The following is a 25,666-nucleotide window of genomic DNA, read 5'->3' on the forward strand; positions in this document are numbered from 1 at the left end:
CGCCATGTTTGCCCGCATGCTCTATCAATCGTTCTGTCGCCAGCGGCGGCGCAAGCTGCTCGCCGGGATCGCCATCACGCTGGGCGTCTCGGTGGCGACCGCGATGATTGCCGTCGCCACCGACATCGGCGACAAGATCAACCGCGAGCTGCGCACCTACGGCGCCAACCTCGTGCTCACGCCCGACGAAGACACGCTGAACGTGGAGATCGGCGGCGTCAACCTCAAGCCCGCCAGCGACGGCGCTTACTTGAACGAATCGGACCTGCTGAGGATCAACGGAATGTTCTGGCAGCACAACGTCGTGGGATTCTCCCCCATGCTGGACGTGCCGGTTACCATCCACAACGGATCGGCTGCGCAACCAGTGCAGCTTCTCGGAACTTATTTCGCCAAGCGGCTGCCCTTCGGCAAGGAAGGATTCACCACCGGCGTGCGCACCACGCATCCATGGTGGAAAGTGAGCGGCGCCTGGCCGGATGACGAATCCAGCGATGTTCTGCTCGGCGAGCGCCTGGCGCAGCAACTCGGCCGCAAACCCGGAGATGAAGTTCAGGTCGCTGGCCGCAACCTCCGCGTGGTGGGCATTCTTTCTTCCGACGGCGCGGAAGATAACCAGATCGTTGTCCCGCTGGCGCTGGCGCAGCAGATTCTCGGACGTCCCGGCGCGGTCCGGCGCGTGCTTGTCAGCGCCATGACCAAGCCCGAGGATGCGCTCGCCCGTCGCGATCCCAAGACCATGTCGCCGGAGCTGTACGATCGCTGGTTCTGCTCGCCCTACGCCAACTCCATCGCCCATGACCTGCAGCAGACCATTCCGCACTCGCGCGCCGAGCAGATCCGCCAGGTCGCGCAGAATGAAGGCACGGTGCTGGAGCGCATCAAGGGCCTGATGCTGCTGGTGACTTTCGCCGCTCTGCTCGCCTCCGCCCTCGCGGTCTCGGCCGCCATGGCAACCGCCATCTTCGAGCGCCGCGGCGAGGTCGGGCTGATGAAAGCCCTGGGCGCGGGCAACGCCGCGGTCGCCACCCTGTTCTTCGCCGAAGCGGCGCTGCTGGCCCTGATCGGCGGCACTGCCGGATTCGCTTTCGGCAACCTCATGGCGCGGCAGATCGGGCGCTGGGTTTTTGATTCCAGCATCGCCATCCAGCCGGTGCTCTTCCCGGTCGTGATTGCCTTGGCCATTGTCGTGACCTTTGCCGGCAGCGCGGCTTCCATCCGCAAGGCAATGAAGTTCGAGCCGATCATGGTGCTGCGAGGCGACGCATGACTCGTCAACGCACCGGCAGCCGCAACGCGATGTTCTTCCGCATGCTGATGCGGGCCACCATGGTCAAACCGGGCCGCGTGATCTCGGCGCTGCTGGCCGTGGTAGTGGCCGCGTCGGTCGCCACCGCGATGATGAACCTGTACGTGGATGTCCAGGCCAAGCTCAGGAAAGAATTCCGCAGCTACGGCGCGAACGTGATTGTGGTCGCGCGTGACGGCCAAACGCTGCCCGCCGAAGCCCTCACCCGCATTGAAAGCGTGCTCGGCAACCGCGGCCTGGCAGTTCCCTTTGCTTATGCCGTCGCACGCACCGGCAAAGGCGCGCCGGTGGTGGTTGCCGGCACCGACATGGAGCGCGTGCGCAAGCTGGACGCGTGGTGGTCGGTGACCGCATGGCCCAGCGCGCCACGTTCCGCGCTCATCGGCGCGCACGCGGCGCCCGTCGTCTCGCCCGACAACCAGCCATTCACGCTGAGTTTCGACAACCGCACCGTGGAACTGACTGCCGCGGGCACGCTGCGCACCGGCGCTGCTGAAGACAGCCGCGTCTACCTCGACCTGAAAGACTTCACCGCGTGGACCGGCGTGCAGCCGTCCTCCATCGAGATCGGCGCCGGCGGCACGCCGGAGGAAATCAACGGCATCATCAGCCAACTGGCCACCGCACTGCCTGCCGCGGAAGTTCGTCCGGTGCGGCAGATCGTCGAGGGCGAAGCCCGCGTGCTGGGCAAGACGCGCGCCACGCTGCTGGCCGCGGTCAGCATGATCATCCTCACCGCCGCGTTATGCGTGCTCGCCACGCTCACCGCCTGGGTGCTCGACCGCCGCCGCGACTTCGCCATCATGAAAGCCCTGGGCGCTTCCGAGCGCCTGGTCAACGGATTCTTCGCCGCCGAAGCTGCCGCCCTGGGCGCCGCCGGAGCGGTGATAGGATTTGCCATCGGCATTGGGGTGGCGGCCTGGATCGGTCGCGTCAATTTTCACGCTGCCGTGGTGCCGCGCTTCGGGGTGTTCCCTGCCGTGTTCGCCGGCAGCGTGGCCGTGGCTTTGATCTCGGCTGTGCTGCCCATCAGCCTATTGCGCCGCGTGCAGCCTGCTACCATTCTGAGGGGAGAGTGAAATGATCCGGCTCGTCAACGTCGCGAGAGAATATCCGGCGAAAGCCGACGCCAATGGCGGTGTCATCAAGGCGCTCGACAATGTTTCGTTGTCGGTGGCGCCCGGCGAATGGCTGGCGATGATGGGTCCTTCGGGCTCGGGAAAATCCACGCTGGTCAACCTCATCGGCTGCCTCGATCGGCCGTCGGCGGGCGAAATCTGGCTCGACGGCGAAAATGTTGCCCACCTCTCCGGCTCCGACCTCAACCGCGTGCGCGCCGAGAAAATCGGCTTCGTCTTCCAGCAGTTCCACCTGATTCCCTACCTGACCGCGCTGGAAAACGTCATGCTGGCGCAGTATTTTCACAGCATGACCGACGAGCCGGAAGCGCTCAACGCGCTGGAGCGCGTCGGACTGCGCGACCGGGCGCAGCATCTGCCCGCGCACCTTTCCGGCGGCGAGCAGCAGCGGGTCTGCATCGCGCGCGCCCTGATCAACGATCCCAAGATCGTGCTCGCCGACGAGCCCACCGGCAACCTCGACGCGCTCAACGAAGAGATCGTCATGCGCCTGCTCCGCGAACTGCACCAGCAGGGCCGGACCATCGTCATGGTGACCCACGATCCAACGGTGGCGCGCATGGCGGACCGGCGCGTCGAGCTGCATCACGGAAAAATCGCCGCCAGCGAAACCTTTGCGCTGCGCGACGAAGAGCAGATTGACGAAATCCTGGAGGAAATCTGGGTTCTCCAGGAACACGGCGAAGGCGCGGAGTTGGGGCGCATGGAAGTCCACGGCCCCGGGACTTTGCCGCCGTCGCTGGCGGTGGAGCGCATGTCCGAGCTGGGACTGGTGACCACCGCGCCGCATCCACCGCAGCCGCATGGTCACAAGCACGTGGTGAATCCCTGCCACGACGCCATGATCTACAGCGGCGAAATCCCCCCCGACGGCAGCATGCTGATTGAGTTCACCGAGCGCGGGCGCAAGCGCGCCGCCGACGTCATCCGCCGGCATCGCCTGGCGGAAATGCTGTTTACCGAAAGCCTGGGCATGATCAACGAAGACGAGATCGAACAGCAGGCGTGCAAGTTCGAGCACATCCTCTCACCCGAGGCGACGGAAAAGATCTGCGCGTTCCTCGGCCACCCGAAAACCTGCCCGCACGGCGCGTCGATTCCCCCCGGCGAGTGCTGCTCGCGGCCCGCGGCGGAGAACATGCAGCGCCTGTTCGCGCCGGCTCGGGCGCGGAAGTAGCTACTCGAAGTTCGACCTGCTCGAAAGCGTCATTTGAGCAACTCGGCAATTTCGTTGCGGCCGAGCGCCTTCGCTCGCTGATACATAGTCAACCTCACCTGACCTAAGCGTTGATTAGCGTGGGGATCCGCGCCGTGGGCGAGCAGTAGCTTCACCATGCTCACGTCGCCGACAACGATGGCGTCGGTCAAGACTGGTGCGTCGGGGTTGGCGCCCCGGCTCATGAGAAACCCAGCGGTCTGTTTGTCGTCGGCACGGACGGCCCAGTTCAGAGGCCTCAATTCATGTTTATCGGTCGTGTTCACCAGCGCCGGATCACTCGCCAGATAGTCCGTCATAAGGTCTCGCCGTCCAAGCATGACGGCCTGAACGAAGGTCGGATGCGGGATATAGGACGCGAGCAACTGGACCACGGGGGCGTAGCGGTCGTGATCGAATCCCATGCATGCGACGGCCAGTTGTAGGGGATCTTGGTCGCTCGCGCCTCCGACCGGCCAGAACCGGCGCGTGCTCGAAGCCGCAAGGGACGGGTCTTCTGCCAGGAACTTTCGCACCGCTTCCGTCTTGCCGAGCTGCAGCGCGTCGAAGAAATTCAATCGGGCGCCGTGCTGCAGTAACAGGTCGGCGGTAGCTCTCAATTGGGGAACGCGTGCAGCCGCAAAGGCTGCCTCGTCCAGGGCAGTGCGACGGTAAATGTCGGTCACGTTGGGATCCGCGCCGCGGCCAAGCAGTAGCGCGACCATTTCGGGGTAGCGAATCGCGTGGCTCAGCGGCGTACTGCCCATGCCGCTGTCCTGCGCATTCACATCAGCGCCAGCGGCGATCAGCAACGTCGCCAACTCGGGGCCGCGACGGGAGCGGGTTGCGAGCGCGATCATGAGGGGCGTCTGGCCTTCGCGGCCGCGCACATTCACGAGTGAAGGATCGCCGCGCAGCTCGTCCACCGCTTTCTCGACGTTCCCTTGCCACATCAGTTGGAGAAAAGCCATCCCCTTGGGGGTCGTCGGCCAGACCTTGTGGCGCAACGCCGCAGTTGCGTCCTGTATCTGCACGGCGGCGAGCGGGACAACGGCCACGGCGGCGGCCAACAAGGCGGTTAAAGTAAGCCGCGAGAGCCGGTGGCGCGGTCTGGGTTCCAGGATCGAGCGCAGGCGCCGCTCGAAGCGCGGGCAGCCGGCCATGCCAACGGCGGCGCGGTGCAAGCTGCCAAAGCGCACGTCCACGGCGAGCGATAGCAGGTCAGACGCATAGTCCGATGCGCGCGCTCCGGCGGCAATGACGGCGTCATCGCAGGCAATTTCACGCTCGACGCGCATTCGCCTGGTGGCCAGCCAGACGAGGGGGTTATACCAGCAAAGGGCGCATGCCAATCCGGCCAGCATCTGTGAGGCAGTGTCGAATCGCTGGACGTGGGTTATCTCGTGCAGGAGCACGTGCTCGATCCGCGCCTGGTTCCACTCGATCGCCGACGCGGGTAGTACGATGCGCGCATGCAGGATTCCCCAGGTAAGCGGGACATCTGACCGCTCACTTACCAAGAGGGTGATGGGCAAGGCAATGCCACGCTCCGCCACGAGACGGTTGAACGTCTGCAACAAGGAGCCGGGAACAAGATGCCCGCGCGTCGAGATGCGCGCGAGTTGTATGCGCGCCATCAGCATTCGAAACAGCAGAAGCCCTGCACCCAGCAACCACGCACCCGAGAAAAGCGGCGCCCAGTTGAAATTTCGCGGCGAAGGCACGTGGAGCGGTCGAGCCGGCAAGTTCCCGCTGAACGCAGCCGGCGGCGCCGCTCTTGCCGGTATCGGACCCGCGGCTTGCCTCCAGGAATCGGTGGAAACGAATTGCGGGGTTCGCAGTTTGTACTGCCAGGGCAATAAAGGACCGGCCACACTAACAACTGTGAGCAGCATGGCAACGGCCCACACCAGGTGAAGCGCAGCGCTCGAATGCTTACGCAGCGTGTACGTCACTGCGGCGGCCACCGCGATGATCAGCGAGGATTTGATCAAGGCGAGCACCACTCCGCCGGGACCACCAAGCGCGATCAGCCATGCCGGCATAATCACCTCCCCTGCTCCCGTGCCTGACGCACCATGTTGCGCAGCCGATCCAGATCGTTCTGGGTCAGTTTTGCATCGGAAATGTCCAGCAGCGCCGCCATGGCATCCTTCGTGGACCCGCCAAAGAACGTGGCGACCATGTAGCGCAGCGCGGAGAGCGCCGCCTTGTTGCGTGGAGTTGTGGGGGCGTAGACGTAACGCAGCTTGTCCTGCCGATGGCGTACCAGTCCTTTGCGTTCCAGCAGTGCGAGCATGCCGCGAACCGCAGAATACGTCGGCGGATTCGGTATCTGTTCGCGCACCTGCGCCACGCCGGCCTCACCGAAACGGTAGAGGATGTCGAGAATCTGCCTTTCGCGTGGTCCGAGTTTCATAGATATCATGCTATTCCATTAGCATGTGCCATTACATTAGCATATGTCCCGCGAACGTCAAGAGGTTTTAGTTACGGAAAGAAAAAGGGAGAAGCAGAATAGCTTCTCCACTTGTTTGCACCAACTACAGCGAATTTCTCTACGTGCGGAAGTAGCGACCGGGCATCGTCACTAGAACTGGTTTCAAGAATCGGTTTTTGGGTAGGGCACGGCTTCAGCCGTGCCGCTCGAGGCCACAAGAATAGTGGGCTTTAGCCCCTGAGGGACATTTTTTCTGAGGCGAAAATGTAGTTGTGAAATAAGTTCTAGTCATTAAATGCGAAGCCGGTGGCCGTTCCTTTACTGGCCCAACCCAACGCGGCGCAATAACTCCTGGAAGCGGGGATCGCTGCGCAGCGGATCGTAGATCGGGTCCACCTTCAGGCTGGTGAGCGTGCTGGAATGTTCCTCGTAGGCTTTTTGTAGCCTGGCCAGCGCTTCGTCTTGGTTGTTCATGCAGATGTACGCCTCTGCGAAAGTCGGGGCTAAATCCAAACGGCCCTCGCGCTTCCACTGTTCCAATTTCGCCAACGCTTGTCGTGCCTTCGCTGGCTGGCCCGAGCGACTATAGACGCAGACCTCCTTCGCCCAAGGCCATGGTGTAGGTGCGCTTTCAGCGCGGCGCCAGCTTTCGATATGGGCGAGCGCGTCGGCGAACCGGCCTTTTTCGACGTACGCGCCGAGAATAAAGTGAGCCCGCGGAAAGTTCGGTTCCATGTCGAGCACGGCACGAAATTGCTCGATCGCCTTGTCATACTGCCGCGCGAAATAGAGAATTGCGCCTCGATCGGCGGCAATAATCACGGATAACGGATCCAGGTGGCGCGCGCGCTCGCTCTCGGCCAGGGCCTCGTCGAAGCGCCCCTGGAAAGCCAGGAATTCGGCATACCAGTGGTGGGCGGTGGCGTAGTTGGGATTCAACTGGATCGCTCGGCGATATTCTTTCTCGCCGGTTTGCCAATCCCAATCGTACATTTCGGCGATTAGCGCCAGCGAGGTGTGGGCCTCGGCCAAGCCTTCGTCAATTTGCAGAGCTTTCAGGGCTGCCGTCTGCGCTTTGGGCATTGCTTCATTCGGCGGCGCAAGATAGTAGCTGCTCATCAGCGCATAGGTATCGGCCAGCCCGGCATAGGCGCGGGCGTATTTGGGATCTTTGGCGATGGCCTGCTCAAAGCATTGGACGGCCTGCTGGAACCCTTGCGGGGTCCTCTTGTTCCAAAAGTAGCGCCCTTTCAGGTAGAGGTCGTAGGCCTCGTACGACGCTGGAGAGAGCGCGGACGGGCGCGCGGCGGCGGCTGGCTTGTGATCGTCTGCAAAGGTCAGCTGGATTCCTTCCGCGACTTCCTGCGCGATTTCGCCTTGCAGGAGCAACAAATCCTTCAATTCGCGGTCGTACTCGTGCGCCCAGAGATGGGTCTGGTCGCTGGCCCGAATGAGCTGGGCGGTGATGCGCACTCGTCCTGAATCGCGCCGCACGCTTCCCTCCAACACATATTGCACGTTCAGGTCGCGGGCAATCCGGTCCAGTTGCTGCGGGCTGTGTTTGTACGTCATCACCGAGGTGCGCGCGATGACAGCCAGGCGCTGGGGGTCCAGGCGGCCTAGTTGGGTGATCATCTCCTCGGTCAGGCCGTCGCTGAAGTATTCCTGGCCGGCGTCCCCGGTGAGGTTCTCGAAGGGCAGCACTGCCAGCATCAAGCGTCCGCCCGCCGCTTTCGGGCTGGCCCGGTAGTGGGACCAGATCAGCCACCCACTGAGCGCAACCGCCAGGGCAACAATGATGCCGAGCGGAATCCCCCAGGGCCGGCGCGCCGATACGCCTGTCCAAGGCACCTCGACAGGCGTTTCTGGCTCGGTGGCAGGAATTTGTGGCTCGGCTGGGGCTTCGCTTACCGGCGCGACGAAACGGTATCCCTTCCCAGTCACGGTCTGTATGAACCGCGGCCGCTCGGGATTGTCCTTCAGGACCTGCCGGATTTTGCGAACGGCGCCGTTGATGCTGTTATCGGTGTCGAGGAAGACGCCGGCGCCCCAAATCCGTTCCACAATCTGCTCGCGGGTGACGATGCTGTCCCGTTGCTCGACTAGGAGCAGCAGAAGTTCCGTCGGGATGCGCTCCAGCTTGAGCACACGACCGCTGCGGCGCAGCTCGTAGGCGCGCTGGTCGAGCTCAAAATCCTCGCCGAACCTGACTGTTTCCAGGATTCGTACCGGACCGGACGACATACAACCCCAGTGGGGGAAGGGATTAAATTCTACACCCGCTACACCAATTCGACTGTTTTCTGCCGCTTAGCGATACACAAAAATTAATGTCTTCGACAGGTCGCCGCTATTGCGAACACAGCCCTGGCGCTTCAGCATGGCCGCCACTAGCGAAGCATTCCTCCCCCTGACCTGATACCAGCCCTAATGATTTCGCAAATGGAGAAAACTATGCAGCGCGCGATGACGCACCCTCGACTCCTTGTAGCACCAGAATCAGGGCTATCGCAAGGGGGTCTTATCCAGCAACCGGGGCTGCGAAGCGAGGGTTTCTGGAACCTCGTGGCGCAGCTGTGTAATCCGCACCGTTGGGTTCCTACACCTGTCCGTCTATTGCCGCATGGTCCGGCAAGGAGAGAGGAGTTCGCCGTGAAACGCCCGCACGAAACAGCTCACGTTTCCATCTCAATCAAAACCAAGTGGCCTACGGGCCTCAAGCAAGTCTTAGTTGTGCTAGGTGCTGTGTTGGCCTTGGCCGGACTATGTTCGGCCGGGCTTGCCGCGCAGAGTCTGCCGTCTGCTCCGGCGAAAACTTGTTCGCAGGCCGCGCCCGTCGCAGGACAAGACCGCGCGTGCAAAGACCTCTCGAGCCTGCCGGTGGCCGCTCAGCGGACTATTTCCCGTGCTTTGGGTGGGGACGATGCGCGCTACCGCATGGTGCCGGCCGCAGGCGGAACCCATGCGGAAAATCCGCAGCACGCGCTGACGGTGGATTTCACACCGCAGGGCGTCGCGGTGCATAGCGGAACGGCACGTTGGGGGATGGCACTGCTAGGCTATGGCTACGGTGAGGCGCTTCGTCCGGTGCCTGTTTCGGCTCCGAAGGCGAACGCGAACCTTGTAGAGTACAGGCGTGGGGCGCTGACAGAGTGGTACGTGAATGGTCCATTCGGTGTTGAGCAGGGTTTTACGCTGGCAGAACGGCCGGGGAAGGCCAACGGCTCACCGTTGACGCTTGCGCTCGCGTTGAGCGGAAACATGGCGTCCACGGTAGATTCTGGTCGGAAGGCTTTGGCGCTTGCGGGAGAGGGGGGAGCCGCGCTGCATTACGCGGGATTGGCAGCTTATGATGCGGTGGGCCGCGAGCTTCGGGCTTGGCTCGAATTGCACGGCGACCGGTTGTTGCTGCGGGTGGACGATGCCGGCGCTCAGTACCCGGTCGTCGTAGACCCGTTCGTTCAGCAGGCCAAGCTGACGGCCTCGGACGGCGCGGTCGGCGACCAGTTCGGCGGCTCGGTGGCCATCAGCGGCGACGGCGACACGGTGGTGGCCGGAGCGCCTGGAGTCAGCTCTGGTCAAGGTGCGGCGTATGTGTTTGTCAAGTTGGGGACGGCCTGGGCGCAGAATGCCAAGCTGACGGCCTCCGACGGCGTGGCTGGCGACCACTTCGGCTACTCGGTGGCCGTCAGCGGCAACGGCGACACGGTGGTGGCCGGAGCGCCTTATGCCAACATTAGCCTCAAACCTTTTCAAGGGGCGGTGTATGTGTTCGCCAAGCCATCAGGCGGGTGGGCGGACACATCGACTTTCGATGTCAAGCTGACGCCCTCGGATGATGCCTTCGCCAGCGGGCTTGGCTTCTCGGTGGCCATCAGCGGCGACACGCTGGTGGCCGGGGCACCTGGAGACAGCTCTGGTCAAGGGGCGGTGTATGTGTTCGCCAAGCCATCAGGCGGGTGGGCGACAACTTCGACTTTCGTCGCCAAACTGACGGCCTCGGACGGCGCGGCCGGCGACGACCTCGGCGACTCGGTGGCCATCAGCGGCGACACGCTGGTGGCCGGGGCACTTAATGCCACGGTCGACGCCGACGCTTTAATACATCAGGGGGCGGCGTATGTGTTTGTCAAGCCGGGGACGGGCTGGGCGACCCCATCGAGCTTTGGTGCCAAGCTGACGGCCTACGACGGCGCGGACGGCGACGATTTCGGCATCTCGGTGGCCATCAGCGGCGACGGCGACACGGTGGTGGCCGGAGCGCCTTTTGCCAAGGTCGTCGGCTCCAGCGCTTCTCAAGGGGCGGCGTATGTGTTTGTCAACTCGGGGACGGTCTGGGCGCAGAATGCCACGCTGACCTCCAACGGGGAGGACGGCGACCAGTTCGGCGGCTCGGTGGCCATCAGCGGCGACGGCGACACGGTGGTGGCCGGGGCACCTAATGCCACGGTCGACCTCAACGCTTCAATACATCAAGGGGCGGCGTATGTGTTTGTTAAGCCGGTGTCGATCTACCCGAACACATCGACTTTCGATGTCAAGCTGACGGCCTCGGATGATGCCCCCGAAATCCGGCTTGGCCTCTCGGTGGCCATCAGCGGTGCCACGCTGGCGACCGACACGGTGGTGGCCGGGGCACCTAACAACGCTTTAATACATCAAGGGGCGGCGTATGTGTTTTCTAATTTGAACAACTCGGCGCCGACATTCACGTTCGACCTGTCGACCCTGCTGGCGAAGACGTTTGGCAATCCGCCATTCCCCGTTGCCAGCTACGCGAGCACAAACAGCACCGGGACAATCTCGTTTGTGCTGGGGACCGGGAGCGTCGGTTGCGCGGTCACTTTGGGCGGCCAGGTAACAATCACCGGCGCGGCGGTGGGCGGTAATTTCTGCGTCATCGCGGCATCGCTGGCCGCTGACGCCACCTACGCGGCGGCGGGTCCGCTCTCGCAATCGTTCCATATCGCCCTGGCGACGCCGACAATCAGCATCAGCAACCTTCCGAGCAACGCGATGTTCGGCGGGAGCTTTACGCCGGCATATGCAAACACTGGCGACGGCGCTACTTCCGTGACATCCAGCACAACCACCACCTGCACCGTCGCGTTGGACGGTTCGGTCAAGTTCATACATGTTGGTACGTGTACGCTGACGGCGCATGCCGCGGCGGATGCGAACTACAACGCTGCAACCGGCGCCCTCCAGTCGTTCAAAATTGCCGGAGCGACGCCGACGATAAGTATCAACAACCTTCCGAGCAACGCTACGTTCGGCGGGAGCTTTACGGCTACATATGCATACGCCGGTAATGGAATCACGTTTGCGACATCGGGCACGCTGAGCCCTTGCCTGGCGATCGGCAGCAGAGTCTTCTTCGTGGGCACCGGCACCTGTACGCTGACGGCACACGCCACGGCGACAGCAAACTATGCGGCCGCGACCGGCAGCCCCCAGCAGTTCACGATTGCCAAAGCAACCACGAAGATCAGCATCAAGAACATTCCAGGGAATGCAGAGAACGGTCGGAGGTTTACGCCGCTGTATAACTACATTGGTGACGGGACTCCCTCGGTGACATCGAGCACGCTCGGCGCCTGCACGGTGTCCAGAACTGTCGTCAACTTTATACATACCGGCACGTGCACACTAACGGCAGCGGCCACCGCAGGCACCAACTATGCGGCCGTGACCGGCAACCCTCAATCGTTCACGATCAAGAAGTAATAGCGTCCTGGAGGGGAGCTTCGGCTCCCCCTCTTGGCGCTGTAGTCGTCGATCGTGTCGCCCTCGCTGTCCGTGGGGCGGGGGCGGGTATCCGGCTTTTCCAGGCGCAAGGCAGATCTAAAACCTCATTCTGCTTGTATTTGCTACAGCGAATTGCTCTAGCTGCGCTCTGAAGCTTTCTGAAGTCTTCGCGAATTTAAAGGAGAACATTATGACCATGACCCGGAAGTTTTACCTGATGGTGGCGGTGGCCACGGCATTCGCATTGGCTGCGAGTTCGGCACACGCGGCCGAGACGACGAACAGGCTCGCCTCAAACAGGCTGGCAACAAACAGGCTCGCAACGAACAAGCTGGCGTCGAACAAACTCGCCTCGAATGCGCTCTCCTCGACCCGCCTCATAGCCCACAACGCCAGTGCGGAGCTCCTCGCGACGGCAGACGGCCGAGACGTCTACAGCTATCTGATCAGCTGCGCGCTCCCCGCCGGGACGACGATCCAGGCGACGATCGCCGGCGCGCCGGACAGCGGTCCGCCTGACACCAGCTATACGTGCAGCAATGGGGTGTGCGTGTTCGACGGCTCGATCGGCCTCGCCGAATACTGGGTCGATCACCGGCTGGCGCCGAAGGACCAGCGCTGGGTGAGCGCGTGTATCTTCGCGCGCGTAAACGCCCATGACACCGCAGAGCCGATCTCCCTGCGCGGCCCGCACGACAGCCTGACGGTCAGCGCCGGTGAGGCCGCAACCTTTACGCTGCAAGAGGGCGCGTTCTACGGCAACCTGTTCACCGGCGATGATCCGATCGACTGGAACGCCTGCCGCGGCAAAGACCAGGCAGCGGGTGAGTTCGGCGGACTCGTGGACCGCGATTGCGCCGAGCCTGACCCCCTCGACCCCACCCACACCCAGTGCGGCTTCAATTACGCCGGAGACTGCGCCGATTACACGCCGGTGTTCCCGAGTCCGTACGCGTGCAAGAGCTTCGATACCGAGCTGGGGACCTTTGGCGACTGCCACAACAAGGCCGGAGCAGGCCACTGGCCGGCGTCGAAGACGTACCGCGAGGTGATCACAACGTACGTGCCGAACTGATCCGCAACGCTTCAGCGCAAAAACCTAAAGGGAGAAGTCGGCTAGCTTCTCCCTTTATTTGTTTCAACTACAGAAGATCTCTCTAGTAAAGCCTGAAGTTTACCTCGACGTTGATCTGCACCGCCACCGGGCGCCCGTCCTTCATCGCCGGCTCGAACTTCCATTGCCGCACCGCCTCAATCGCTTTCTGGTCCAGCCCCAAGCCGAGCGAGCGAGCGACCTTCAGGTTCTGCGGACGACCGTACTGGTCCACAATCAGCCACAGCACCACCGTGCCCTGGTACTTGGCCTTGCGGGCTTCTTCCGAGTACTCGGGATCGGGCGTGGAGAGGGCGCGCGGAGCGGATACGCCGCCGCCGACCCTGAACAAGCCGCCGCCAATGCCTCCACCGCGGCCGGGGCCGACACCCGGTCCTTCACCGGAGCCGACGCCGCCGCCGGAGCCTGAACCGATGCCGCCGCCCGACCCGGTGCCGTTGGAGGGTGGACCGTTCGGATATGCCGACTTGGGATCGCCGAAATTGGGCATCGCCAACTGCGCCATCTTCACTTGCGGAGGCACCACCACCGTGGGTTCCATCGGGAGCTTGGGATGGTCGTTGCGGATGACCATCGCCGGGGGCGTGAACTGCTCCATCGCGAACTTGGGCAACTTTCCCTTGGGAGCGGGCAGCTTGTCGCGATCACCGCCGCCACCGCCACCGCCGATGGTGTCGTTCTTTTTCGAAGACAGCGGCATGTACTGCGAAATGTCGGGAGCAACCAGGGTCACCGTTTCGTGCTTCGCTTCCTTCACTACCCGGGCGCCGGCCAGCGAGACACCAATGATCCCGCCAATCACCAGCACGTGCAGCAGGGTCGAGCCCACCGCGCCGCGCTTCTTGTAGTTGTACGCACCCCAGATCTCGTGCACCGGGACAGGCTTGGATGTCAGGTGCAGGGGCGGAAGCTTCTCGGGATGGCGCCAGTCGTGGATTTGCCGCCGCAGCGACTGCCACAGCGAGAGGTCGAATTGATCGCTGGGAAGCAGCAGGTTCAACTCGGGTATTTCCTGCCCCCGAACCTGGTTCTCCGATGGAATCAAATTCTCATGTGCCATAAGTGCGTGTTATCCCGGGTTCAATGCTTGTGGCCCGTTTGCTCCTGTTTGATGCTTCACCTGACCAGGAAGATGAGCACATTTGGTGCCAGCTTCTCGCAGCTAGACCCCACCCTGCCCACCTGTGCACTTAGGCTAACACTGTCTTGCCGCAGGAGTCGCGGTACGGTCGCCGTAATACGAAAGATTTACATGGTGACGACAATAATTGCGGAGTTACCCAGGGGGACATGTACCTCTGGTGATCGGATGATCGGGCGATCGGGTGATTGAAATTTTCGATGCAGGTCATCAGATCACCCGATCACCAGATCACCCGATTGAAAGCATGAACTCGCTATAATGAAAAGATTACCCCTGATCGCGGAGACAAGACCGGAGTGCCGCAAGAACTGAAAGCCACGCTCAACCTGCCGAAAACCGAGTTTTCGATGAAGGCCAACCTGCCTCAGAACGAGCCCAAAATGCTCGCCCGCTGGGAGCAGATGCGAATTTACGACCTCATCCGGCAGGCGCGTCGCGGCGCGCCCATGTACGTCCTGCACGACGGGCCTCCGTACTCCAACGGACCCATCCACCTCGGTACCGCGCTCAACAAGACGGTGAAGGACTTCATCGTGAAGTCCAAGACCATGGCGGGCTTCGATTCGCCCTACCTGCCGGGCTGGGACTGCCACGGCCTGCCCATCGAGATCAAGGTGGATGAGGCGCTGGGGCGCAAGAAGCTGGAGATGGACCCGCTCCAGGTGCGGCAGGCGTGCCGCGAATACGCGGAAAAATATCTCGACCTGCAGCGCGAGCAGTTTAAGCGCATCGGCGTGTTCGGCCGCTGGGAGCGCCCCTACTCCACCATGGCCCCCGAGTACGAGGCGGTGGTCATTGACGCGTTGTTCAAGTTCATTGACCAGGACGCCGTGTACAAGGGCCTTCGTCCCGTCTATTGGTGCATTCACGACGAAACGGCGCTGGCGGAAGCTGAGGTCGAGTACAAGAACCACGTCAGCCCGTCCATCTGGGTGAAGTACCGCATGACGAGTGATCCAGCGAAGTTGGACGCGGCGCTTGCGGGCAGGAAAGTTTCCACCATCATCTGGACCACCACCCCGTGGACGCTGCCCGCTTCGATGGCGGTCGCATTCCATCCGGAGGAGGAGTACGTCGCGCTGGAATCGGGCGGCGAGTTGTACATCGTCGCCGACAAACTGGCGCAGATCACCGCGGAAAAATGCGGGCTGCAGCGCAACCCGGTCGCGCGCTTCCCCGGCCGCATGCTGGAGCACACCACCTACGCGCATCCCTTCCTCGAGCGCCAGATCCTGGGCGTGCTCGCTGAGTACGTGCACATGGAAGAAGGCACGGGCGCGGTGCATACCGCTCCCTCGCACGGCGCCGACGATTTTTACACCGGGCAGAAATACAACCTCGACCAGACCTGCAACGTGGACGAGGCCGGACGCCTGCGCCACGGCTTGCCGGAGTACGAGGGCAAGAAAGTCTTTCAGGCGAACGATTCCATCGTCGAGTTGCTCAAGAGCCGAGGAGTGCTCTTGCACCTGGAGAAAATCGAGCACTCCTATCCGCACTGCTGGCGCTGCCACCATCCCGTGATCTTCCGCGCGACCGAGCAGTGGTTCATTTCCATGGAAGCGAAAATTGGCGCCGGCACCCTGCGCAGCCGCGCGCTAGAGGAAATCAAGAAAGTGCGCTGGGATCCGGCCTGGGGCGAAGAGCGCATTTCCAACATGATCGCCACCCGGCCCGACTGGTGCATCTCCCGCCAGCGGGTGTGGGGCGTGCCCATCGCCATCATCTTCTGCGAAGGCTGCGACGAATTCCTGCGCGCGCCGGAAGTGCAGCGCGCCATCGTGGAACTGTTCCGGCGCGAGGGTTCGGATGCATGGTACCGGCTAAAGCCGGAGGAGATTGTCCCCGCGGGAACCCGGTGCGCCAAGTGCGGCGGCACGCAGTTCCGCAAGGAAATGGACATCGTGGACGTGTGGTTCGAATCCGGATCGAGCTACCTGGCAGTGCAGTCCGCCGAGCCCGATCTGCCGTGGCCGTCCGGCATGTACATCGAAGGCGGCGACCAATACCGCGGCTGGTTCCACTCTTCCCTGCTGTGCTCCATCGGCGCGCGCAATTCGGCGCCCTACCGAACGGTCGGCACCATCGGCTGGACGCTCGACATGCAAGGCCGCGCCATGCACAAGTCGCTCGGCAACGACGTGGACCCAGTGGATATCGCCAACCGTATGGGGGCCGAGATCGTGCGCCTGTGGGTCGCGTCGGTGGACTTCCGCGAAGACGTGCGCTCCGACGAAACCCTGATGCAGCGTATCGCGGAGACCTATCGCAAGATCCGCAACACCTTCCGCTACATTGTCAGCAACCTGTACGATTTCGAGCCGCAGCGTGACGCCGTTTCCTTCGCCGACATGGAGTTTCTCGACCGCGTGGCGCTGGCGCAGACCGCCGAACTCGCGCAGCGCGTGCTGGCCTGGTACGACGACTTTCTCTTCCATCGCGTCTTCCAGGACGTAAACGAATTTTGCGTGGACGCGCTCAGCAAAACATTTTTCGACGTGCTCAAAGACCGCCTCTACACCTACGCGCCCAACTCGCGCGCCCGGCGCTCGGCACAGACCGCCATCTGGCGCATCGGTGAGGCGCTGGCTCGCTTGTTGGCGCCCCTGATGAGCTTTACTGCCGAAGAGGTCTGGGGATTCCTGCCAAAGGTTGCCGGTCGCGAACCGAGCGTCCATTTGGCGACGTTTCCGCAACCCGAGAGCATCCCCGGCGAGGGCTTCTCGCTCACCAGCAAGGAGACGCTGGCGCTGCATTCGGAATGGCAGGACTTGTCACGCGTTCGCGACGAGGTGCTGAAGGCACTGGAAGCGGCCCGTAACCAGAAGCTGATCGGTTCCGCGCTGGAGGCCGAAGTGCGGCTGAGCGTGCCTGAGTCGCTGCTCGCGTTGGTGCAGCGCCACGAAAAGGATTTGCGCTACTTGTTCATCGTTTCCAGCGTCCAATTAGAAGCGGCGCCTTCGGGAAACGGCAGCGGCAGCGGGATTAGTGTTGAAATCCGCAAGGCTCCCGGCCAAAAATGTGAGCGCTGCTGGAATTACTCCGCCCAAGTGGGCAGTGATCCCAGGTATCCGACGGTCTGCGAACGCTGCAGCGCGGCCCTGAAGGAGATCGAAACGGGAGCTCATGGACGCTAGAACCAGCAACGGGATCCACGCCAAGCGCAAGTACCACTTCCTGATTGCCGTCCTGGTGATCGTGTTGGACCGGATGAGCAAGTGGCTGGTGGCCGGCAACATCACCCTCCACGACAGTATTTCCGTCCTGCCCGGCTTCTTCCGTCTGACGCATGTGCAGAACAGCGGCGCGGCCTTCGGGCTGTTTGCCGAGTCATCGTCGGAGTGGAAGGTCGCGATCCTGATTCTCTTCTCCATTCTGGCGCTGGCCGTGGTTTCTGCGCTGCTGTGGAAGAACAGCCATAGCATGACCGTCACTGGGGTCGGTCTGGCACTCATCCTTGGCGGTGCCGTGGGGAATCTTTGGGACCGCCTGCTGACCGGCCATGTCGTCGACTTCTTCGACTTCTACCTCGGCAGCTATCACTGGCCGGCCTTCAACGTTGCCGACAGCGCCATCGTGATTGGAGCGCTGCTGCTGGTGGCCGAGATCCTCTTCGCCAGATCCCCGGCTGAGCAGAAGGCAGTTCGATAATGGTCTATCGGTCTATCAGTCGATGGGTCGGGCAGTTTGTGCCCCGCGACCGATAGACCGATAGACCGACAGACCACCAATTGAGCTACTGTTTCACGCTTGTCAGTAGCTTCTTCTCGGCGTCGCTTGGCGGCTCAAACTTGCCGCCCAGATATTTCGCCAGAAACTCTTCGCTGGCGGCATTGAATGCCATGCGGTTCTCCGGGCGCGCGAAGCCGTGGCCTTCGTCCGGGAAGACGAAATATTCCACCGTCTTCTGGTTTTTCCGCATGGCGCCAACGATCTGATCGCTTTCCGCCTTGTTGACCCGCGGATCATTTGCGCCCTGTCCGATGAGCAGCGGGGCCTTGATCTGGTCCGCCTTGAACAAAGGGGACTGTGACTTCAGGAACGCCTCGTCCTCACCCATCCGCCGGTGGAAGATGGAGAGTAGAGTCGCCCAATACGGCGGGATGGTTTTCAGCAGAGTATTCAAGTTGGAAGGTCCGACAATATCCACCCCGCAGGTGAAGGCCTCGGGAGCGAAGGTAACGCCCGCCAGGGTGGCATAGCCGCCGTAGCTGCCGCCCATGATGCAGACCTTCTTGCCATCCGCCACGCCCCGCTTCACCGCCCAATCTTTCGCGTCCAGCAGATCGGTGTGCATGGCGCCCGCCCACTGCCGGTCACCGGCATTGAGATAGCGCTTGCCGTATCCGGTGGAGCCGCGGAAATTCGGCTGCAACACGGCGTAGCCACGGTTGGCGAGCCATTGCGCATACGGGTTGTACCCCCACAGGTCCCGTCCCCACGGACCACCGTGTGGAAATACCACCATGGGAAGATTCTTCGCGTCACGGCCGGCGGGAGTGGTCAGGTAGCCGTAGATGAGCATGCCGTCTCGCGCCTTGTACTCAATCGGCTTGACCTTGGCGAGCTTGTATTTCTCCAGTTGTGGCCGGTTGCTGAACAGCATGGTCGCGGTGCCCGCGCTGCGGTCGTACAGGTAGTAATAGATCGGAGCATCATCGCCCTCGAAGGTCACGATCCACTTGTCATCCGCCAGGTCGCGGCTCAGATTGCTGATGTCGGCGTCGCGGACCTTTTTCAACGCCTCGAAATCCGCTTGCAGGCTCTTGTCCAGAATCTGGAATTCGCGGCGCTCGCGGAGGTACACCACCGCCTCCAGCTTGTTGGTTTTGGGGTGGGTCACGACAAAGGAAACGTCGAACTGCGGATCCTCGGAGATAACCGTACGCTTTCCCGTCGCTATATCTACCGAGACCAGGCGGGCGGCATTGGCATCCAGCGAGGTGATGACCAACAGTGCATTATTGTCCGGAGAAAAGGAGTCCACGTTGCCCAGCGTCTCTTCCGGACCCCATTTAATCAATTCGCGCCAGGGCGAGGTGGCGTTGTTGCGGACGCGGATCACGGTTCCGCCATCCGGCGTAGCGACCTGCGCCGCCCGCACCTGCAGGCCGTGGTCCGATTGCCATCCGGTCACGTCGCCCGGGTTCTCGGTATCGAGGGAAAGCTTGCCGGTTTTCAAGTCCGCGCGATAGACGTCGAACAGCTTGGGATCGCGCTTGTTGAGCTGGATCAGCGCCTCGTCGGGGTGCGTGGCTTCCAGGGCGACGATGTCGGCGCGGACCTTTTCAAACGGCGTCAAGTCGCGCGTCTGCTTGCTGGCCAGGTTGGTCTGATAAACGCGCCAGTTTTCGTCGCCACCCTGGTCCTGCGCATACAGGACGTTGCTGGAATCGAACTGCCAGGAAAAGTTGCGGATGCCGCGCTTGCGGTCGCTGGTAATCGCGTGATCGTCGCTCTTGCCCAGCGTCCGTACCCAGATGTTGAGCACACCCTGGTCGGGCGCTAGATAGGCCAGCATTTTGCCGTCGGGCGAAATCTGCGGCAAGGCCCGTTCGGGATTGCCAAAAATAACGCTGCGCGGAATCAGAGGGGCTTGCGCCTGTGGGAATGCGCTCAGCGACAGCAGCAGGCACGCAAGCAGGACAGCGGCAGTTCGAATCAGCTTCATGCGGAAACCTCCCGGCTCCAGGACGGTAACTTCAAAGCAGAATTGTACGCATTGATGGGTACGAAGGTGAACCGCAGTTAGTTCCCGCAACTTCCGACCAGCTAAAAGGGATCAGACAGTTTCAGTTTCAGCCGGCCGTTTCTGAAACTGAAACTGAAACTCGAAACTGCTTTTACGGCGTTCCGTACAGCCGCTTGTACACGGTCGCGTTGCGCAGCACCGATTGCACGTATTCGCGCGTTTCGGTGAACGGGATGGACTCCACGAATTCCATCGCGTCGCGGTACTTGCCGTTCGCCAGCCGTCCTCGTTCTGGCCAATCTTCACCATGGCTTCGATGGCTCTGGCCAGCCGACTCACGTCGGTCACGGACCCGGTAATGGGAGAGCTCCCCATCGCCGCGGCACCACAGCCCTCCCAGTGGATTTCCCCAGGGCAGCGGCCGGCCAAGGGTCACCGCAGCAGAAGCGTTTTCGTGGACAAGCGAATCTCAGTTACGGTGGCGAACTTGTCATCGTCTTTGTGGATCACCTGGGCGTCCTTCACCTCATTGCTCTGCGTCACGATCTCCACCTTGGTCGAAATCAGACTCTTCTCAGGATTGACCTTGTTCCCGGCAAAGAAGTAGACCTCGCCCTTGCTGTCCGGGCGCTCCAGAAGCACGATCTGATAGTCGCCCGGCTTCAGATCGACCTCATTGACGCGCATCATGTGGTCGAGCTTGACCGCGATTTTGTTGTTCTTTTGCTGCTCGATCTCAGCTTCGGCCTTCTTGCGTTCCGCCGCCAAGTCCTTCCACTGCTTGCCTGTTAATTTCCGTAGCTCGTCGAGAAAGCTGGCGTGGTCGCTTTTCCCAAGTTCGAAAACCACATCCTTCTTTTCTCCGTTCTGTTCGAAGGCGATGGTTACGAAGTGTTTGGTGGCTTTGCTGCTCGCCAACAGAAGACCGCCGAGTGGGCTGGCCGCCATCAGAGCAACACCGCCCTTGGTACGGTGATGGGAGCGGTTGTCGTAGCTCACCTCGGTGATTGAGGACAGCGGAATCGTATTAGGAGTTCCCTTCTCTATCTGCCATACAAGCTTTTCTGCATCGGGGAGAGTCAACTGCACGCTGGTGCCACGCGTGATCGCCGCATCCCCGAGTTCGTACTTGGCGGCCCACGTTTTCGTCACCGGCTTTCCCTGGGTCGACACCTTTTCTTGTGCGAGGCCAACCAGAGTGAGACTCAGGAGCAGGACCAGAGCGAGGCTGACTTTCTTGGTGAACATACCGTTCCTCCTTGCTAAAAGAATCGTTGCTTGGTGACCTTGGCGATTTCCTTGGCGATGCTACGCGTGACGTCGATGGACTCACGAGCGCGAAGACCAGCGAGTTCCACCTCGGCTTTGAGGTCATCTTCAACCAGCACTCTTCCGGTTGCAGCGTCGATGAACTTGATATGAGCTGCAATCCTGGTTTTCGCACGGAAAAAACCCCAGTCGCTGCCCCCCTGGAATTCGGTGACCTTCGTGGTCAATTGCAGCAGAGGAAGACCCGGATCGGCGGGCTTCTCCCCTTCGCGGAGCACCTCCTTGAACTTACCGATTTGCAACAGAGCCAAAGCCGTTTCCTGCATCAGCGCGCGTTGGAAGGACTTGGGCATGTTGGTCCCCTGCCCAAATTCAAACTGCTTCACCTCAATGACTTGGTACTTGCTTTTTTCAATGATCTGCGCGAGAGCCACGGTAGACACTGCTTGCAACAGCACCCAGACCAGTCGGGTTCGCAGTCTGAGTGAATGGAGCATGTATGTCCCCTTCCCGGATAGCACGCTGCTGGAGGGGTCAGGATGGCAGAACAATCGCCCAAGTTCCTAACCGGGCGGTTCAGCAGGAATTCCCTTTTTCAGCTCTGAATCCCCGCAATCATACTGCCCGTGAGCGATTTCGCAAGGCCGGAGATGCATCTGCGAACGAAATGCGCGGCGCTGCCGTGCCATTTTGGGCTGCACCGCATGCTAGCTCTACGACATCCCCAATATCCAAATCGACTGGCGGCCATTCCAAGCCAACGTTCTCCGTTTCTAGGGATGTGTCGGTCGCCACGACGCGCAACTTTCTGGAGGGTCACTGCCTTTGGGATGCTCAAGCATGTTCAGGTGCGCATTTAGGTAGCCCGGGCTCGGTAATGAAGCAATGAAGCGAGAAACCCCGTTGACAGACACGGATAACCGCATGTTTTCGAACTCCTGCGGCTCAGCTCTGCCTCGGGCGCGTCCTTCAGAAGTTGTTGGAACCGGGACCGACAAACTGAAACTCGATAAGCTGTCTTATGGCGTTCCGTACAGCCGCTTGTACACGGTCGCGTTGCGCAGCACCGATTGCACGTATTCGCGCGTTTCGGTGAACGGGATGGACTCTACGAATTCCATCGCGTCGCGATACTTGCCGATCGCCAGCCACGCCTCCACCCGGTCGGTGCCCGCGTTGTACGCCGCCAGCGCGTATTCCACGTGCCCGTTGAAGTGGTCCACCAGTTCGCGGAAGTAGCGCGTCCCGAGTTGCAGGTTGAAGTCCGGCGCCAGCAGTTGTTGGCTGGAAAAGCCGCGAACCTTCATCGAGCGCGCCAGTTTTTTCCCCGTGCTGGGCAGCACCTGCATCAGGCCGAAGGCGTTGGCGTGCGAGATCGCCTCGGGATTGAATTCCGATTCCTGCCGTATTAGCGACGCCACCAGGAACGGATCCAACCCGTTGCTCGAGGAATATCTTTTCAGGTCCGTCCACCACGGCCGCGGAAACAGGTCCTCCCAGTACGGACGCGGCAGCGCTTCCAGGTCCATGGCCAGGTACGCCGGCACGGCGCGTTTCAGCACCTGGAGCGCGCGGTAGTACTGGCCGTTGTCGCGGTAAAGGCGCGCCATTTCCGCCGTTGCCCAGGACGCCCCGCCCTCCTCGGCCGCCGTCTTCAGTTCGCGTTCCGCGAATTCGGTCAAGCCGCCGTTCTGCAGAAGCTGCGCCTTCTGCGCGCGCAGATCGTCCGCCGGCGGCTCCACCCGCGTGTACGCCGAGGTCAATTGGATCGGCGGAATTTTTTCCAGCACCGGATCGGCAGCCGGCGGGCTCGCCTGCTTCAGGTCCAGCAAGCGCGTGCGCGCCAGGTCGGCGTAATAGTAGTTCCGGAACCGCTGCGAGAGTTTCTGGTAATAGACCCGCGCCTTGGGAGAATTCTGTTCCTCCTCGGCCAGCCGCGCGCGCCAGTACACCGCCGCCGGCACCTGCTGCGATCCCGGATAGAGCGCGATCTGCTCCTCGAAGCCCTGGCGTGCGGCGTCGGCGCGTCCCTGCCGCAGGTTCAGCCACGCCACCTTCCAGTGGGCGTAGGGCGCCAGCTTGCCCTGCGGAAAGCGCTCCGTGATCTCGCGATAGAAATCAATGGCGCGATCGTAGTCATTGCGCAGCAGGAACATGTTTCCGGCGGTGAGCAGCGCCTGCTCCAGCCAGCCGCTGGTGGGCGCCGCCTGCCGGATTTGCGCCAGCGTGCCCAGGAAACGGTCGTCATCGTTGGCGGAGCGCGCAATCTCGGCGAGGTAGAACAAGCGCTCGCCGTTCAGCTCGCCGGGCGGAAGCGCCAGGCCCTCCAGCATGGCACGGGCTTGGCGGTCGTCGCCGCTGCGGTGGATCGCCCCGGCGAGAGCGACCTCGACCGCCGGACGCTCCTCCGGCGTTGCCAGCTCCCGCAATGCTCGCAACTCCTGCACCGCCTCGCGATACCGTTTCGCCTGCGCGAACTGGTCGGCGCGAGCTTTCTGCAGCGCATAATTGGCGCCCAGCCCGCCCGCGGAATTCAGCAACTTGCCGGCATCGTCGGCTTCGGCGGCCAGCGGCGTGGAGAAATACATGTGGCGCAGCACGTCCGCGCCGCGCGCCGCGTCACCGGAACGAAGCAGTGCGCGCCCGTAGGCGAATTCCAGGTCGGAGCGGTAGGGACGCCGGTACTTTTCCAGCAGCGTCGCCGCCTGCGCCGGATCTCCGGACGTGACCAGCGCATTGCCATAGTTCACCGCCGCATCGCGCACGAAGATCGAATCCGGGTACTTGGTGGTGAAATCGCTCAGGCTGGCAATGGCCAAGTCGGTTTGGCCCGTCGCCTGGTAAGACGCCCCCAGGAAATACGCCGTGTAGTCCGCCAGGTCCCCGGCGCGCGCCTGCGCCAGCTTCAAAGGCGCAATCGCCTTCGCCGGTTCGTGGTCGAGGATATGCGCGTAGCCGAGCGCCAGGTTCGCCAGCACCCCGGCATCGTCGTGCGCGTGCTTGCGCGCGTACGCCTCCACCCCCGCATAGGCAGCCGGACTGCGGTTATCGAGCAACTGCCGCGCCATCGGCTTCAGTTCGGCGGAGGCGACAAACGCGCGGCGCATGCGCCGGATGCGCTGTGGGCTGACCGTCTTTTTGCGCTTGGCCTTGGACTTCGCCTTGGTGCGCGACGGTTTCGCGGATTTCTTGCTGGTGGACTTGGGGGAAGGGTCCGCAGTCTGCGCAGAAAAAGCAGACGTGCAGAACAGCGCTGCGATGGCGACGACTAACAGGAACCGGGTACGCACCACAGTTTCAGTTTACCCTGAAAATCCTTCGCCGAGCAGGGATGGATCATCATTCGCCAGGATGCGGATCAGTTCCTGGGTGAAATAGTTGCCGCTGGACGCCGAAGTCGAACCGTACCGCTTGTCGTAGGTGGCACGGCTCTTGTCAATGTCGTCCCTCAGGCGCGCATAGAGGTCCTTGTGCGTGCGGCCCTCGACCACCTTCAACTGGTTGTAGAGCTTGATTTCATCCACCAGCAGCTTGGCGAAGCGGCGGGCTTTCTTGTGCACCTCTTCCTCTTCCGGCGACATGCCCGCCGGCGCCGCGGCGGGCGCGGGCGGAGCCGCTGGCTCCATGGCGGGCGTAGGGACGTATTCCGGCGCGGGGGCGGGCGCGGCGGCCACCGCTGCCGGAGTGAATGCCGGCTCGGGCGAGGGCTCCGCCGACGTCACGGCGTACGCCGGTGGCGCCGGTTCCATCGCAGGAGCGGGATGCGGTTCCGCCGCGGCGTCAGCATGGACATGATGCCCCACTTCATGCTCCACGGGTGCAGCGCCACTCTTGCGTGCCCCCATGATTTCCAGCCACATGCCGGTGCAGTGCACCAGCGCTTCCATCGCCGAGGGGTCCAGCTTTCCGCCGGGCCGGACTCCGGCATCGACATACACCAGGGCGGCGACCTTCTCGCGAATGGACAAAGGCAGCACCAGCGCGTTGGTCCCATCGGCGGGAGCGCCGTAGGTCGAAACGAACTGCGCGTCAAATTCAGCCGACGATCCCGCCGCCGGAACGCGGTCGTGATACGCGCGCGCGGCCAGGCCGGAGTTCAAGTCCAGCGCCACCGCCTTGATACCCTCGTTGTGTTCCGTGCCGGTGGCGCGCCAGCCCGTCGCCACTCCGGCGCGGATGACGAATAACGCGGCGCGCTCGGCGAACTTCGACGTGCCCTCCAGCAGCGATCCGAGGATGTCGACCTGGGTGGTGGCATCGAGGATGGAGTTGATGGCCGCGTTCAGCAGGTCGATGGGTGCGCCGCCCGGGGAAGCGGCAGGCGCCGCTTCGGCCGGCGTCATTTGCTCCAATTGCTCGCATGCCTTATCGACGAGCTCGCCCTTCAGCGCGGTGACGTGGGTTGCCAGGCTCGCGCTCACCACGCGTTCGATGATCTCCCGGATGTGCTTGCTCTCCCCCATTCGACTCCTTCCCCTGATGCGGCCCACGGGCGCGCTTCGGCGCGGACTGCGGCGATTATATGAACTCAAAACTCAGTGTCAATGCGTGGTAACAAAATCCGGGCCGGCGAATCCAACTGGAGAACCCTGGAAATTTTGCGAAAAGCGCAAGCC

General features: G+C 62.2%; 16 protein-coding genes. 7 read left to right on the forward strand and 9 right to left on the reverse strand.

The genetic code is table 11. The features are described from left to right. Positions 1–4 precede the first annotated feature (4 nt). The 3 genes from LAN70_08225 to LAN70_08235 are packed head-to-tail and all read left to right on the forward strand — an operon-like array spanning position 5 to position 3,625. Positions 5–1,270 carry an ABC transporter permease gene (locus tag LAN70_08225; protein ID MBZ5511144.1) on the forward strand — a complete coding sequence of 422 codons (1,266 nt, stop codon included), beginning with the start codon at positions 5–7 and terminating at the stop codon, positions 1,268–1,270. Next, entirely contained in the window at positions 1,267–2,388 is a 1,122-nt protein-coding gene (locus LAN70_08230) for an ABC transporter permease (GenBank protein MBZ5511145.1), read from the forward strand. Before LAN70_08225 ends, LAN70_08230 begins: the two co-directional genes overlap by 4 nt. Position 2,389: 1 nt before the next feature. Then, on the forward strand, positions 2,390–3,625 hold the full coding sequence (locus tag LAN70_08235; GenBank protein ID MBZ5511146.1) for an ATP-binding cassette domain-containing protein: 1,236 nt from the start codon (positions 2,390–2,392) through the stop codon (positions 3,623–3,625). Between the two features lie 29 nt (positions 3,626–3,654). Here LAN70_08235 and LAN70_08240 read toward each other — a convergent pair whose 3' ends face one another. The 3 genes from LAN70_08240 to LAN70_08250 form a co-directional block, all read right to left on the reverse strand. Then, positions 3,655–5,688 (reverse strand): ankyrin repeat domain-containing protein, encoded by a 2,034-nt coding sequence (locus LAN70_08240; protein MBZ5511147.1) that lies wholly within the window; start codon positions 5,686–5,688, stop codon positions 3,655–3,657. A gap of 2 nt (positions 5,689–5,690) precedes the next feature. Beyond that, complete coding sequence (locus LAN70_08245) at positions 5,691–6,071, reverse strand: BlaI/MecI/CopY family transcriptional regulator (GenBank protein ID MBZ5511148.1); 381 nt, start codon at positions 6,069–6,071, stop codon at positions 5,691–5,693. A 330-nt stretch (positions 6,072–6,401) separates the two neighbouring features. Continuing rightward, positions 6,402–8,327 carry a winged helix-turn-helix domain-containing protein gene (locus tag LAN70_08250; GenBank protein MBZ5511149.1) on the reverse strand — a complete coding sequence of 642 codons (1,926 nt, stop codon included), beginning with the start codon at positions 8,325–8,327 and terminating at the stop codon, positions 6,402–6,404. A 408-nt stretch (positions 8,328–8,735) separates the two neighbouring features. Between LAN70_08250 and LAN70_08255 the strand changes: the two genes are divergently transcribed. Continuing rightward, on the forward strand, positions 8,736–11,810 hold the full coding sequence (locus tag LAN70_08255) for an FG-GAP repeat protein (GenBank protein MBZ5511150.1): 3,075 nt from the start codon (positions 8,736–8,738) through the stop codon (positions 11,808–11,810). A gap of 211 nt (positions 11,811–12,021) precedes the next feature. Next, the gene (locus tag LAN70_08260) at positions 12,022–12,906 is read left to right on the forward strand and encodes a hypothetical protein (protein ID MBZ5511151.1); all 885 of its coding nucleotides are present in this window, start codon (positions 12,022–12,024) and stop codon (positions 12,904–12,906) included. Positions 12,907–12,988: 82 nt separating this feature from the next. On the opposite strand, the gene LAN70_08265 is transcribed toward LAN70_08260, so the two are convergent. After that, on the reverse strand, positions 12,989–14,005 hold the full coding sequence (locus tag LAN70_08265) for an energy transducer TonB (protein MBZ5511152.1): 1,017 nt from the start codon (positions 14,003–14,005) through the stop codon (positions 12,989–12,991). A 431-nt stretch (positions 14,006–14,436) separates the two neighbouring features. Here LAN70_08265 and ileS point away from each other — a divergent pair, with 431 nt between their 5' ends. Then, entirely contained in the window at positions 14,437–17,226 is a 2,790-nt protein-coding gene (gene ileS / locus LAN70_08270; GenBank protein ID MBZ5511153.1) for an isoleucine--tRNA ligase, read from the forward strand. After that, a complete protein-coding gene (lspA, locus tag LAN70_08275; protein ID MBZ5511154.1) occupies positions 17,216–17,740 on the forward strand; it encodes a signal peptidase II in 525 nt (174 codons plus the stop codon). The genes ileS and lspA overlap by 11 nt, the downstream gene beginning before the upstream one ends. A gap of 85 nt (positions 17,741–17,825) precedes the next feature. Here the strand turns inward: lspA and LAN70_08280 are convergent, their stop codons facing one another. The 5 genes from LAN70_08280 to LAN70_08300 form a co-directional block, all read right to left on the reverse strand. Then, positions 17,826–19,760, reverse strand: coding sequence for a S9 family peptidase (locus LAN70_08280; protein ID MBZ5511155.1), 1,935 nt, complete (start codon positions 19,758–19,760; stop codon positions 17,826–17,828). A gap of 453 nt (positions 19,761–20,213) precedes the next feature. Further along, positions 20,214–21,029: a hypothetical protein gene (locus tag LAN70_08285; GenBank protein MBZ5511156.1), complete on the reverse strand. Its 816-nt coding sequence runs from the start codon at positions 21,027–21,029 to the stop codon at positions 20,214–20,216. A gap of 14 nt (positions 21,030–21,043) precedes the next feature. Beyond that, entirely contained in the window at positions 21,044–21,547 is a 504-nt protein-coding gene (locus tag LAN70_08290) for a hypothetical protein (GenBank protein MBZ5511157.1), read from the reverse strand. 522 nt (positions 21,548–22,069) lie between these two features. Beyond that, a complete protein-coding gene (locus tag LAN70_08295) occupies positions 22,070–24,340 on the reverse strand; it encodes a transglycosylase SLT domain-containing protein (protein ID MBZ5511158.1) in 2,271 nt (756 codons plus the stop codon). 12 nt (positions 24,341–24,352) lie between these two features. After that, the gene (locus LAN70_08300; protein MBZ5511159.1) at positions 24,353–25,513 is read right to left on the reverse strand and encodes a hypothetical protein; all 1,161 of its coding nucleotides are present in this window, start codon (positions 25,511–25,513) and stop codon (positions 24,353–24,355) included. Between the last annotated feature and the right edge of the window lie 153 nt (positions 25,514–25,666).

Source organism: Terriglobia bacterium (assembly GCA_020072845.1).
GTDB lineage: Bacteria > Acidobacteriota > Terriglobia > Terriglobales > Acidobacteriaceae > JAIQGF01.

What these genes read in the sequence shown, in the direction of transcription:
- LAN70_08225 (MBZ5511144.1), top strand. Translation starts at nt 5, where the DNA reads ATGTTTGCCCGCATGCTCTATCAATCGTTCTGTCGCCAGCGGCGGCGC.
- LAN70_08230 (MBZ5511145.1), top strand. Translation starts at nt 1,267, where the DNA reads ATGACTCGTCAACGCACCGGCAGCCGCAACGCGATGTTCTTCCGCATG.
- LAN70_08235 (MBZ5511146.1), top strand. Translation starts at nt 2,390, where the DNA reads ATGATCCGGCTCGTCAACGTCGCGAGAGAATATCCGGCGAAAGCCGAC.
- LAN70_08240 (MBZ5511147.1), bottom strand. Translation starts at nt 5,688, where the DNA reads ATGCCGGCATGGCTGATCGCGCTTGGTGGTCCCGGCGGAGTGGTGCTC.
- LAN70_08245 (MBZ5511148.1), bottom strand. Translation starts at nt 6,071, where the DNA reads ATGATATCTATGAAACTCGGACCACGCGAAAGGCAGATTCTCGACATC.
- LAN70_08250 (MBZ5511149.1), bottom strand. Translation starts at nt 8,327, where the DNA reads ATGTCGTCCGGTCCGGTACGAATCCTGGAAACAGTCAGGTTCGGCGAG.
- LAN70_08260 (MBZ5511151.1), top strand. Translation starts at nt 12,022, where the DNA reads ATGACCATGACCCGGAAGTTTTACCTGATGGTGGCGGTGGCCACGGCA.
- LAN70_08265 (MBZ5511152.1), bottom strand. Translation starts at nt 14,005, where the DNA reads ATGGCACATGAGAATTTGATTCCATCGGAGAACCAGGTTCGGGGGCAG.
- ileS (MBZ5511153.1), top strand. Translation starts at nt 14,437, where the DNA reads ATGAAGGCCAACCTGCCTCAGAACGAGCCCAAAATGCTCGCCCGCTGG.
- lspA (MBZ5511154.1), top strand. Translation starts at nt 17,216, where the DNA reads ATGGACGCTAGAACCAGCAACGGGATCCACGCCAAGCGCAAGTACCAC.
- LAN70_08280 (MBZ5511155.1), bottom strand. Translation starts at nt 19,760, where the DNA reads ATGAAGCTGATTCGAACTGCCGCTGTCCTGCTTGCGTGCCTGCTGCTG.
- LAN70_08285 (MBZ5511156.1), bottom strand. Translation starts at nt 21,029, where the DNA reads ATGTTCACCAAGAAAGTCAGCCTCGCTCTGGTCCTGCTCCTGAGTCTC.
- LAN70_08290 (MBZ5511157.1), bottom strand. Translation starts at nt 21,547, where the DNA reads ATGCTCCATTCACTCAGACTGCGAACCCGACTGGTCTGGGTGCTGTTG.
- LAN70_08300 (MBZ5511159.1), bottom strand. Translation starts at nt 25,513, where the DNA reads ATGGGGGAGAGCAAGCACATCCGGGAGATCATCGAACGCGTGGTGAGC.